Origin of the sequence: Pseudoramibacter faecis (genome assembly GCF_036289405.1) — a bacterium.
Taxonomy (GTDB): domain Bacteria; phylum Bacillota; class Clostridia; order Eubacteriales; family Eubacteriaceae; genus Pseudoramibacter; species Pseudoramibacter faecis.
On the sequence record NZ_JAYFFI010000003.1, the window covers coordinates 40,307 to 53,258 of the forward strand.

At 45.3% G+C, this 12,952-nt stretch carries 10 protein-coding genes and 1 pseudogene; 5 read left to right on the top strand and 6 right to left on the bottom strand.

The genetic code is table 11. The features are described 5' to 3' along the window. Window positions 1-57: 57 nt before the first annotated feature. From V3C63_RS03870 to V3C63_RS11725, 5 genes and pseudogenes are all read left to right on the top strand, one after another. Window positions 58-663: a secondary thiamine-phosphate synthase enzyme YjbQ gene (locus V3C63_RS03870; RefSeq protein ID WP_329886506.1), complete on the top strand. Its 606-nt coding sequence runs from the start codon at window positions 58-60 to the stop codon at window positions 661-663. Window positions 664-778: 115 nt separating this feature from the next. After that, window positions 779-949: a hypothetical protein gene (locus V3C63_RS03875; RefSeq protein WP_329886507.1), complete on the top strand. Its 171-nt coding sequence runs from the start codon at window positions 779-781 to the stop codon at window positions 947-949. A gap of 52 nt (window positions 950-1,001) precedes the next feature. Beyond that, window positions 1,002-2,306 (top strand): glutamate-5-semialdehyde dehydrogenase, encoded by a 1,305-nt coding sequence (locus V3C63_RS03880; RefSeq protein WP_329886508.1) that lies wholly within the window; start codon window positions 1,002-1,004, stop codon window positions 2,304-2,306. Window positions 2,307-2,404: 98 nt separating this feature from the next. Further along, window positions 2,405-3,256, top strand: coding sequence for a DegV family protein (locus V3C63_RS03885; protein WP_329886509.1), 852 nt, complete (start codon window positions 2,405-2,407; stop codon window positions 3,254-3,256). 158 nt (window positions 3,257-3,414) lie between these two features. After that, window positions 3,415-4,384, top strand: a pseudogene (locus V3C63_RS11725) (IS30 family transposase). A 17-nt stretch (window positions 4,385-4,401) separates the two neighbouring features. Here the strand turns inward: V3C63_RS11725 and V3C63_RS03900 are convergent. From V3C63_RS03900 to V3C63_RS03925, 6 genes are all read right to left on the bottom strand, one after another. After that, window positions 4,402-5,886 (bottom strand): phosphohexomutase domain-containing protein, encoded by a 1,485-nt coding sequence (locus V3C63_RS03900; RefSeq protein ID WP_329886512.1) that lies wholly within the window; start codon window positions 5,884-5,886, stop codon window positions 4,402-4,404. A gap of 14 nt (window positions 5,887-5,900) precedes the next feature. Then, window positions 5,901-6,920, bottom strand: a complete 1,020-nt coding sequence (gene argF, locus V3C63_RS03905) for an ornithine carbamoyltransferase (RefSeq protein ID WP_329886513.1) — start codon at window positions 6,918-6,920, stop codon at window positions 5,901-5,903. A 237-nt stretch (window positions 6,921-7,157) separates the two neighbouring features. Continuing rightward, window positions 7,158-7,652 carry a peptidylprolyl isomerase gene (locus V3C63_RS03910; RefSeq protein ID WP_329886514.1) on the bottom strand — a complete coding sequence of 165 codons (495 nt, stop codon included), beginning with the start codon at window positions 7,650-7,652 and terminating at the stop codon, window positions 7,158-7,160. 45 nt (window positions 7,653-7,697) lie between these two features. Then, window positions 7,698-8,132: a Fur family transcriptional regulator gene (locus tag V3C63_RS03915; protein WP_329886515.1), complete on the bottom strand. Its 435-nt coding sequence runs from the start codon at window positions 8,130-8,132 to the stop codon at window positions 7,698-7,700. Window positions 8,133-8,205: 73 nt separating this feature from the next. Next, window positions 8,206-10,587, bottom strand: coding sequence for an endonuclease MutS2 (locus V3C63_RS03920; protein ID WP_329886516.1), 2,382 nt, complete (start codon window positions 10,585-10,587; stop codon window positions 8,206-8,208). Window positions 10,588-10,599: 12 nt separating this feature from the next. Next, window positions 10,600-12,948, bottom strand: coding sequence for a U32 family peptidase (locus V3C63_RS03925; RefSeq protein ID WP_329886517.1), 2,349 nt, complete (start codon window positions 12,946-12,948; stop codon window positions 10,600-10,602). Between the last annotated feature and the right edge of the window lie 4 nt (window positions 12,949-12,952).

The window sequence follows — 12,952 nt, forward strand, 5'->3', positions numbered from 1 at the left end:
GGTGTTTATTATAAAATAAGGCAGATTTAAAATCAAGTCTTTTTTGAGAGGTTTTTTATGAAAATGATTCATTTTTCTTCAAAAAATTTTGAAGATATTTGTGAAATAACCGAGGAAGTTCACCATTATATTAAAGCTGAACATATTAAAAATGGGGAAATTCTGCTGCAAACACCGGAAAACACAGTTGGCCTGACCTTCGCTGACCCAAAAAATCCTTCCATCGAAAAGGATTATTTAAAAGCCCTGGATCATGTTGTTCCCCGCTTCAATGGCATGCAATACACCGGTCCGGCAACATCCGGCATCAAGGCGGCACTGGTCGGTCAATCTCTGCGCGTCTCTGTGCACGAAGGCAGCTTGATTCTTGGTCTTCATCAAGGTATTTTTGCCGCTGATTTTGGCGGGCCGAAAGAAGATCGCATGATTTTTATTTCTCATATGGGAACAACGTTTGCTGACGGCGAAACCGCTCAGGGTTCCGAATTGCTCAGACAGTTTAATCAAAAAATGATTGATGAAGAAAGGTCCGCTGCTGAAGAAGAAAAACGAATCATCGAAGAAATGCGTCGTGAATACCGTGAATCTCACACGGAATATTTTAAAGAGAACGGTGAATCCATTTTGAAAGACCATATGAAACCCAAAAATCGAAAAAAATAAATCATCTGAAGAGCCTGCCGGCAATATTAACTTATTTTAATGCTTTTAATGTAAAATAAGGATGTTGGATGTTGGCCTTTAACGGTCTTTAACTGTTTAAAATTAAGGAGCTATTATGTCAAATCATAAAAAAAATAAACACAAGAAAAAAAACAATCATTATGATCCCGCCCAGCGTGAAACTCATCAAACTGTTAAACCTTGGCATCGAATTGGTGCGATGGTGTTAGTCATCGCGCTAATTGTTGGTATTATCGCCATGTATGGTCTTTCCTATACTGGCTGATTATCTAAATATTTCTTATTTCTGATTTTTAGATTTTTATCCGAGGCAATTCATGAAACCTTTAAACATGACAGAAAGGGGAACTCTCTCCCACGATGCCAGCATTTTATTGGCAGCAACAACCGAAGGCAAACGAAATCAGGCTTTAAAAGCTATCGCTTCTGCGCTTAAGGCACAGCAAAACTTTATTATTGAGGCTAATCAAAATGATTTAGAAATGGCAAAAGCCAACAAACTTGATACGCCACTTCTAAAAAGACTGCGCTTTGATACTGACAAAATCGAAGATGTGATCACCGGTATTGAAAGCCTCATTCATTTGCCTGACCCTATCAGTCTCACACAAATGGCAACAGAATTAGACAAAGGACTTGAACTGTACCGCGTCACTTGTCCCATTGGTGTCATCGGCGTGATTTTTGAATCACGTCCTGATGCTTTTGTTCAAATTGCAACGCTCTGTCTCAAATCTGGCAATGCCGTTTTATTAAAAGGCGGGCACGAATCCTGTTGCACCAACCGCGCTCTTTTCAAAGTTATTCAAGAAGCTACACAACGAATTGACTTACCGAAAAATTGGATTCAAAATCTGGAAACTCGGGAAGATGTGAATGATATGTTGGCTCAAAGCGAAACGATTGATTTAATTGTCCCCCGGGGCTCTAACGCCTTTGTCAAATACATCATGGATCACACGACAATTCCTGTCATGGGGCACGCCGACGGATTATGCCATGTTTATATCGATCAAGATGCTGATCTGAAAAAAGCTGTCACCCTTGCTGTCGATTCCAAGGCTCAATGCATTTCCGTCTGTAATGCTGCCGAAACTTTGCTGGTACACCAGGCGATAGCCGCTGATTTTCTGCCAGCTTTAAAATCGGCGATGGATCAGGCTCATGTGACTTTGCGCGGCGATGCCAAAGTTCAAAACTACATCCCTGTGCATCCGGCAACCGAGGCTGACTGGGAAACAGAATACTTGGATTATACACTTTCTGTGAAAGTCGTCGATTCTCTCGATGAAGCCATTCGCCATATCAATCGTTATGGCAGCGGCCATACGGACGCTATTGTGACAGAAAATGGCGATGCCGCCAAGCGCTTTACAACATTAGTTGATTCTGCCGGTGTTTATGTTAATGCCTCCACGCGATTTGCCGATGGGTACCGTTACGGCTTTGGCGCAGAAGTCGGTATCTCAACTGGCAAATTACACGCCAGAGGGCCCGTAGGCCTAGAAGGCTTAGTCAGCTATAAGTATAAATTAATCGGTCATGGTCAGATCGTTGCCGATTATGCCAATGGGCAAGCACAATTTACGCATCGGTCACTTCAAAAGAAATGTCCGCTGTAAAAGGCATTCATTTATTTAATTCGATTTGATATAATAATTGAAAATCATTGATGAATGTACCGCGATCAATTAATTATCTCGTCTATCAAGGAGATCCCATGGGCCAAGAAAACCTTAATACCAAAATTATTATGGACAGCTGCACAGAATTGGATTTGTCAGCGCTTGATTCATCCATTGCTTACGAACGTATTCCCTTTAAAATCATTATTGATGATCAAGAGATCATTGACCGCAATCTCAATCAGGTGGAATTGATTGATAAAATGCAGCTGAGCAGAAATAAAATCGGAACGGCCTGTCCTTCTCCTCAAGATTTTTTTGATGCATTTGATCCCAATGCCATGAATTACATTGTGACCATTTCAAAACACCTCAGCGGCTGTTACAATGCGGCAAGCATAGCTCAACAGATGGCCGCAGACGCGGGATTTGGCGATCGTATTTATGTTTTTGACTCTCTCTCCGCGGTAACCGGCGAAGATCTCACCGTGCTTAAAATCATCGAATTAGTCCAACGCAATCTTTCGGCTGTCGATTTAATTCCCATTGTCCGAGATTACATTGCCCACATGTCCACCTTCTTTGTGCTCAACTCGCTCGACAATTTGGTGAAAAATGGCCGAATCAGGCATTCCGTTGCGCTTGTGGGAAAAGTTTTAAAGATCATCCCCATTATGATGGGCGTTTCCGGCGAGATTGAGCTCAAAGAAAAATGCCGCGGACATAAAAAAACACTGATCCGACTGGCACAAATCATCACTGAAGAGGTCGTCAACGCGCCTATGCGCATCCTCGCCATTTCTCACGTTAACGCGCCGGAAAAGGCGTTAAAACTCAAAGAAGAGATTATCAAGACTGGCGCTAAATTTGGAGATATTATTATTCTCGAAGCCGGCGGTCTCAGCACAGTTTACGCCGATAACGGCGGCATTGTTATTTCTTTTTAAAATTTACCAATAAAAAAGAGAATGAGAAAACGCATTCTCTTTTTTATTGATGACGAATTTACAATCTAAGTGCAACGATTGCTGAAACTAAAAAATGACACATGGACTTCTGTTACAATGGTGTTTGCGAAGACAACCATAAGAACAGGAGAAATCCAATGTGTCATTATAACCATCTTACACTAGTTGAACGAGAAAAGATAATGTATTTTTGTGCTCAGAACTATTCCATTTCAGAAATTGCTACCTTGCTTCAGCGCAGTAAGTCAACCATCTCCAAAGAACTTAAGAGAAATACTTCTCATGAGGTTTACCAGCCTGCAACTGCACAACGTAAATACCAACGGCGTCGATTAGCTTGTCATTCTCATAAGCGTCTTGATAATCCAGAACTGTGTCGGTACGTAGGAGATAAGTTTCTGGAACAGCAATGGTCTCCTGAAGAAATCGCTGGGCGCCTTGCTCTTGAGCACCATACCACCATCTACCGCGAAATCTATGCGGGTTGCTTCGACGCACCAAATAAATCACATGGTAACAGAGGTGCTATTCGCAAACTTCGTCATCGCGGTAAAATCAGACGTGGTAAAAATCATGTTGAGAAATGCGGTAAAATTCGAATCTCGAATATATCACCGAACGACCTGCAGGAGCTCAAAATAGATCTCGCATAGGCCATGGGGAAAGCGATACTGTTGCTGGAAAAAAGGTCGGGCATGCCTTGTAACTTTAGTTGATCGTAAGACCAGATTCCTTGTCGGCGGTAAAGCTGGTGCCAAGAGTGCATCTGAGGTTAACGATGTCATGATCCGTTCACTACAAGGTCATCCGATCAAGTCTATTATGACTGATCGAGGGAAAGCGTTTGCAAGACATAAGGAAGTGACCGCTGCATTAGAGGGCGTTAAATTCTATTTTCCTCAGCCCCACCATTCGTGGGAACGAGGGATAAATGAAAACACCAATGGACTACTCCGTGAATACTTCCCAAAAGGAAGTGACATCACAGATATCCCTGATGAGTATATACAGGAGATGTTTGACAAACTGAATCACAGGCCACGCAAATGTCTTGGATATAAGACTCCATACGAAGTCTATTATTCAGAAACGTTGCACTTGGCTTGACAATTCGCCATCTTAAATTACAGTTCAAGTTCTGGATATCGAGATACAAACTGATTTATTACGGCTTTTATCTTAGCGCACCCGCCTATTTCTTCGGACTCAATATTGATTGGCATCTTAGGTTCATGAAGTGAAAGGCGCATGAGACACCAGCCATTGCCTGCTTTTGCCCCACAATTAACGCGAACCCCTTCTTCATTGGGCAACTCAAGCGACCACCCCGATTGTTCCGCCGCAAATTTTTCAAATGCCTTGAGGATGGCCTCCCCTCTTTTTCTGAAATTATCAGCGTTAATGCGATAGCGCAGTTCTTCAGATTCTGACGGTTGTTCCAAATCTTCCAGAAAACACGAAAGGGGTTTTCCTTTCTTTTTCAGTTGAGTCAATTCAATCAATGCCATTGTGGCCAGATAAGCACCGTCATCCAGAAAATAATTCTCTTTAATGGCCCCGTGACCGCTGGTTTCCATCGCCAGGTGGCATTCTTCACCTGCTTTGTTCAGGCGGATCGCCTCGTTAATAACATTGCGATAGCCCCGTTTAAAACGGCGATGTTTGCCCCCGTGCGCCTTGATATAATCTGCAAGGCCGGTGGATGTCACGGAGTCCGTCACGATGGTTGTTCCTGGATATTTATCTAATAGCATTTTTGCAATAAACGCAATAAAGGCGTTGCGATTGATCGGATCGCCATTTTCATCAATGATGGCCGATCGATCGACATCGGTATCAAAGATAATTCCCATATCCGCATGACTTTTTTTAACCATTTGGATTGCCGAAGCCATCGCATCCGGATCTTCCGGGTTCGGAATGTGGTTGGGGAAGTGACCGTCGGGATTTAAAAACTGTGATCCCTTGGTGTCCGCTCCCAAAGGTTCCAGCACATCCCTGACAAAAAAGCCTCCGGCACCGTTCCCCGCATCCACGACAATATGAAGCCCGTCCAACGGTTTAATCTTACCGGTTTCACTGCGCACCGTTCCAACAATATTGGCGGCATAGACCGACATGAAATTTGAATCGGTTCGTTGTCCATTGTTGAAGGATGTTTCAGTCTCTTCTGCTTCCTTAAGCACCGCCGCCAGTTCGTCCTTTTCGATACTGCCTCTTCGCGTGAAAAATTTTATACCGTTGCGATTGGCCGGCATATGGCTGGCGGTAATCATCACCGCGCCGTCACATTGCAAATACGGATCTACCGTGGTCATAAACATGGCCGGTGTTGTGGCCAACCCGCAATCATACACATGCGAACCCGTGCAGACACCCGCAACACAGGCTGCCTGGGCCAGCAATTCACCGGAGACGCGGCTATCCCGGCCAACGGCAATTTTAAGTTTATCTTTTCCCAATTGACGCTTTAACCTTTCGATAAAAGCATAAACAATTTTCATGGTTTTATTATCGTCTAAATTAATGTCTTCACCGGAAACGCCCTTTGCGGCAATCCCCCGGACGTCTGTTCCGTTTTGGAGCTCAACAATCCCTCTTAAAATCATTTCTTAAACTCCCTTTAATCCACAATCGGTTGGCCGTCAACGTCCAGGCGATTATCAGTCAGGGTCGCACACATCACCGCCTTAATGGCGTGCATTCGATTTTCCGCCTCATCAAATACCTTGGAATAAGGGGCACGGAAAACCGCGTCACTCACTTCCATTTCGCCCAGGCCGTATTCTCTGAACACTGAAGCCGAAACGGCCGTATTTGAATCGTGAAAAGCGGGCAAACAATGCAAAAAAATCACATCCGGATTTTCGGTCACCGCAACCATCGCTTCGTTGACCTGATAATCTTTCAGCAGGGCAATGCGTTCTGCCATTTGATTTTCTTCACCCATGGATACCCAAACGTCGGTATAAAGCACATCCGCACCTTTCACGCCGGTAGCCATATCCTCTGTTAATGTGATGAATCCTCCCATCTTCGCCGCAACGCCGCGCATCGCTTCCAACAGATTTTCATCCGGGAACAAAGATTTCGGCGCCAATGCTACAAAGTGCATGCCTAATTTCGCACAGCCGATCATCAACGAATTGCCCATATTATTCCGGGCATCGCCCACAAACACCAATTTTCGGCCAGCCAAGCTCCCAAAATTTTCACGAATCGTCAACATGTCCGCAAGAATTTGTGTCGGGTGATAAAGATCTGTCAAGCCATTCCATACCGGCACCCCGGAATATTTTGCCAGATCCTCCACCGTTTTCTGTTTAAATCCGCGGAACTCAATGCCGTCGTAAAAACGGCCCAACACCCTGGCGGTATCCTCGATGGATTCTTTCTTCCCCATTTGCGAGTTGGTCAAAAAAGTGACATTGGCACCTTCGTCATAGGCTGCGACTTCAAAAGAGCATCGCGTGCGCGTCGACGTTTTTTCAAAAAGTAAAACGATATTTTTGCCTGACAACAAATTTCCCCGCCGTCCGGCTTTTTTTTTCGCTTTAAGGGCCTGGGCATAATCAATCATGTATGTGATTTCTTCCGGTGAAAAATCACGAAGCGTTAAAAAACTTTTACCTTTTAATTGCATGGTGTTTCCCTTTCCATTCAAATGGTCATTTTAATATTCTACCCGAAACGTATATGAAGTTCAATGCTTTTGCTCGCTAAATTGCAACGCGGTCATTCGATTCATTTTCCCTAAATTTATTATTATCCCATTCATCAATTTGTCAATGCAGTTTTGCAATAAAAAAGCCGTTTATGATATACGCTCCGAGTTGCCTGAGGGTACGTATTCACAAACAGCTTTTTTATTATACTTTTATTATTCTTCGATCAAAGTGACCTTGGTCATCTGCTGATTCTCAAGTGGTTTGTCCATCATATCACGTGGTGCCTTAACAATCGCGTCAACCACATCCATGCCCTCTGTCACTTGCCCAAAGGCAGCGTAATCGCCATCCAGGTGCGGGGCCTTCTCGACCATAATAAAAAATTGAGAACCGGCAGAATCAGGCATCATGCTTCTGGCCATGGAAAGAACGCCGCGATCGTGCTTCAGATCGTTCTCCACCCCATTGGAAGCAAATTCTCCCTTGATGCTATAGCCCGGGCCGCCCATCCCACTGCCTTCCGGATCTCCGCCCTGAATCATAAAGCCCGGGATAACGCGGTGAAAAATCAATCCATCGTAAAAGCCATCTTTTATGAGTTTGACAAAATTTTCGACCGTAATCGGCGCCTTCTCCGGATAAAGTTCCGCTTTTACAATACCGCCATTGGCCATTTCAATTTGAATTTTAGGATTTGTTACTGTCATCGGTCTAACCTTTTCTTGATTTTTTAATTCTGATCATTAGAAATCTTATTGGTAAATAGTTACTTCCAGTTTTTGGGGATTAAAACCATTCGGAAATTTGGCCTTCAAACGTCTGCGAATTAATTCTTCCAATTCATCGTCAAAAAGATCCACAATCTCTTCCGTGGATTGGTCCACCAAATGCACATGAAAATCTGTTTCTGCATCATATCGCATCACATCATTTGATCCATGAACCCGAGAAATTAACCCTTTTTTCTCAAAGCTGTCAAGCGTATTGTAGACAGTCCCCATCGACAGATTAAATCCCTCATGATTGGCCATCTGCATTAATGCCTCTGCCGTCGGATGACTTTTCGTGTCTCGTAATAATTTTAATAACTCGATCCGCTGTGGTGTTGCACGCAACCCACTGCGCCGGATGATATCTATGATGCGTTGTTCCCCGGAATCTCTTTGTTTCATGTCTATTTTAGGCATGCATTACCCTACTTCCTTTTTGAATGATTTCAGATTATAACTATTATTTCTTAAATGCATCTCTAATTTAAAACTATAATTCAACAATTGTCGCTCCGGTTCCGCCTTCGCTGGGATTGCCAAAGCGGAAAGTTCGAACCATATTCGATTTTTTCAGATAATCCTGCACAACCCGTTGCAAAACACCTGTTCCCTTGCCGTGAACAATGGTGAGTTTGGATGCATTGGCAACAACCGCATCCGACAAAAATTTTTCAACCATGTACGTCGCTTCTTCGGCCGTTCGTCCGCGAAGATCTAAACGCGTGTTCATCGCATGGCGGTCAAAATTTTTTGTTTTCTTTGGCATTGCTTTTTTGTCCGATGCCTTTCCATAATGTGTTAAAACCGAAAGTTCTTTCTCCCCAACCTTCATCTTCATGGGCCCCACCTGCACCAAAACCTGATGTGTGCCGGACTTAACCTCAAGAACTTCTCCTTCCTTATGAAAGTTTTCAAGGTATACTGTCATTCCCGGCTTTAACGTTTGAACATCAAGCTGTTGTTTTTGCAGCTTCTGTTTTTTTCTTTTTTTTGCACCCGCGCGCTGATGGACATCGTGCATCTGTTTGCGAAGGGACTCCAATCTTTTATTATCAATCTGCTGATTGGTATGCTCTTGAATTTCACGGATTTCCCGATAAATGGCTTCTGTTTTCTGCTGCGTCTGTGTCACAAGTGCATCGGCTTCAGCTCTGGCCTCATTGAGAATCATTTCCCGTGTTGATTTGAGTGTCGCCATTTGTTCTTCAATCTGCACCGTTTTTTCCCGCGCCTCCAATTCCTTGCGCTCAGCTTCTGCCAATCGCCGTTCCATCTCCAGACGCTTTGACTCAAGCACATCCAAGGTATCTTCAAACCGACTGGCTTCTTCGCCGACATAAGTCTGCGCACGCGCAATGATTTCCGGTTTTAATCCCAGTTTTTGGGCAATTTCAAAAGCGTTTGATTTTCCAGGAATACCAATCAGCAAACGATAGGTAGGTTGGAGGGTCTCTACGTCAAACTCCACCGAGGCGTTGACAATCCCCGAAGTTGTCAAGGCGTATTCTTTCAACTCGCTATAATGCGTTGTTGCAACCGTCATTACGTCTCGAGCGTGCAGCGCCTCCAAAAGCGCGATGGCTAACGCCGCTCCTTCCGTCGGATCGGTTCCCGCTCCCAGCTCGTCAAAAAGCACAAGGTCATCTTTTTGAGCTTCACCGATAAAATTCACCGTATTTTTCATATGCGCTGAAAATGTGGAGAGCGATTGTTCAATGCTCTGTTCATCCCCGATATCCGCAAACACTTCACGAAAGCAACGCGTATAGCTCCCCTCCCGCACCGGCACGAACAGCCCAGACTGAATCATGACGCTGAGCAGTCCGATCGTCTTCAATGTGACCGTTTTTCCACCGGTGTTCGGACCGGTAATCACAATGGTACGGATATCCTTGGACATCACAATGTCAGAGGCAATGGCCTTCTTTGGATCCAACAGCGGATGCCTGGCCCGCAGCAACTGCCACGCATTTTCTTGGTCGTCTTTAAAAGCAACGCGCACACCGCCCGTATTCAAACCATATGCCGCCTTGGCAAAAACAAAATCCAGATGCACGAGCACATCGTAATCTGCGCTTAAAACCATTTTGCATGCCGCGATCTTCTCGGTCAGCACTTTGAGGATACGCGCTATTTCTTTTTCTTCCTCAACCGATAAAATCTTCAATTCGTTGTTGAGCTGAACCACGGCGGCGGGTTCAATAAAAAGAGTAGCGCCCGTTGCCGATTTATCCAACACAATGCCGGGAATCTGATGGCGGCATTCCTGTTTAACCGGCACCGCATAGCGATTATTCCTGACCGTGATAATGCGCTCCTGAAGCACTTTTTCATTGGCCGATGACGAAATGATCCTGTTGAGTTTATCGGTAATCTGAGCGTTTTTGGCCGTCATCTCCTTGCGAATATGATTAAGCGCCTGGGAGGCGCGGTCCGACATTTCCTTTGGCCCGATAATTTTCTTGGAGATTTCAGCTTCCAGATCAGCACAGGGATCCAGTGCATCAAAATCGTTGTACAGTCGGTTTAATGTTCCTTGTTCCGAATCCTCATCAAAATAAGCCTGCATGTCCCGCACCACGCGCAGGGTGCCTGCAATTTCGAGCAATTGACGCATAGAAAGCGTTGATCCGATTTCAGCCCGGTGAACATACTCCGGAATATTGCACAACGCGGCCATGGGCGCGCGGCCGTTTCTTAAAATCATTCCCGTGGCTTCGTCTGTCCAGTCCAGCCAGGTATCAGCCTCTTCCAATCGGGATGACGGCCGCAGTTGACGCACGGCAGCTTTTCCGCCATCTGTTTCGCAAAGTGCTGCCACCCTTTCTAAAATTTGGGGATACTCGAGAACCTTTAGACTTCTGTTGTTCATTGATACTCCTCTTTATTGAACGCCTCGCTTAAAATTACCCGCTGTAAAATGCTGCCCCTCATTCAATTGGTCCAGATTCGCCATTTGACCGCTGCGGTAAATTGCCATCACCTGCGAAATTTCTGCCGCTGTTTCATTCATCACGTGAATACGATAGCGATCAATCCCTTTTAATGGCTTGAGCATTTTTGGCGTTAAAAAAAGCTTGTCCGCGTTATAGATCACTGTTTTCCCTTGTTCGTTCAGCACCAGCGGAAATACCTTTCCCATGCGATCCTTTAAAAAATATAAACCGCGACGCGGACACTGGCTGCATTGCTTTTCATCGCAATCAACCACACAATTATCTGAGAACATGACCGCCTGAAAACCATATACCGAAAGCACCAAAGGCAATGCCGATCTTTTTAACAGCGACTGAATCGCTGGCGCTTCCAATTCATGGGAGATCACGGCCGAAGCGCATCCCCACTCGTCAAGGGCCTTGGTCGTCACGGTGTTCAACACATGCAAAGATGCATCGGCTTCGATCGGCCGTTTTGTCTGCCGAAGAAGATAAAGCGTTTCATAATTGCGAGCCAGATAACCATCCGCCGCCATTGCTTCAATCTCATCCAAATGGGTGGCCAATGAGCGACAGCTTTGTGTGTTCATGATATGCGGAAAAGCGATTCTGACCGCGGCGTTTTCTTTTTTTAGCTGCTGAACCAATCCATGCAAACACGGTATGGATTTGACGTCATTCAATGGCAGAACCCATTCATCCGGGCGGCATTCGCGCAGTTCCGCTATTTGATCAAGTCTTTTCACTTCAAGGGATATCGGGGGATGCCCATCCCAAATTTTTCTTGGGGTTGACCACAATACCAACAAATCAATCATGCGTTTTCCGGGGGCATCCAATTGTTCGATTATTTCACGGCGAACCCGATTAAGGTCTTTCTTCGATAAAAAAAGATCATCCGCCATTTTTATATGTAAATCCGTCAAAAGATAATCCGTTCCGCCCAATTTTTGCAATTGGTCTTGAATCATCCTTTGATCCAGCGGATGCTTTTGGGCCTGTGACGGCGCGATTGCAATGCGCCCTTCAATTTGTCGTTCATCCGCACGCGCCTTGTAGTGAATCGGTTGATCTTTCTTCAGATCCAGATCAATCGACAATGCCAACGGATTAAAATCGATAGGCCTTTCCGCCGTTGACGCAATCGCAGCGAGCATTCGGCTGTCCTTATTGCGATAGACCAGCTCATGTGCTTGCGCTGCTGCATGGCCGAAAACCCTAACACGATTCTCCTGCCCGCAAATGCTTTGAACGTTTTCGACCCGCATGCCGCGATCGGCGGCCTTCCCGAAGGCCAATCCGTCTCCTGCTGCCAGCGTTACCCCCTTTTTTAGCGTCACGATCATTTCACGCCTGCCTACCTTTTCAACTTCGCCAATCAACGCGCCTCTTTTTTTCTGAACGTGAGCATTGATATGATGATGCGGATCAAAAAGCCAGCCGGCGGTAAAATCCCGGCTGAAAATCGCATCCAGATTGATCGGTGCTTGTTTCACATCCTCAGGGGTCTGCGCATAGGCTTTGGTTGTCGCATAAATATACGCTTGGTTTTTTAACCGGCCTTCAATTTTAAGTGCGCTGACGCCGGCATTCGCGATTTCTTTCAGATGCGTTCGGGTATTCAAATCCTTCATCGACAACAAATAACCTTCCCGCACTGGTTTCCCCTGCGCATCCATCAGATGATAATATTGCCGGCAAGGCTGGGCACACAAGCCGCGGTTGCCGCTGCGTCCACCGATCAAGCTGCTCATCAGACACTGTCCTGATCTGGCGAAGCACAAAGCCCCGTGAGCAAAAACCTTGAGCTCCACCCGGCTGTGCTTTTTGATATCATGCACTTCAGCAATGGGCATTTCCCGCGGCAGAACCACCCGCGTGAATCCCATCGTTTCAAAAAACAATACGCCAAAAAGACCACCGATCGACGCTTGTGTGCTGGTTTGTAATCTTATTTGCGGATAATATTGCCGCAAAACCCAAATAAGACCAGGGTCCTGGACGATTAATCCATCGAGTCCGGACGTTTCCAAAAAACAAAGATAGTCGAGCAGTTCATCCCACTCGCTATCTTTTACTAAAATATTTAATGTCAAATAGGCCTTGACGTCATGCTGATGGCACAAGCGCACACAATGGCGAATGGCTTTTTCATCCAGGTTATCAGCCCGCTGTCTGGCGTTAAAAATTTTCCCGCCAAAATAGACAGCGTCAGCGCCGGCATTCATCGCAGCAATAATGCCGGCTTCATTGCCCGCCGGTGCCAAAATTTCCGGCCTATTATTTTTTTGTTTCAATCGT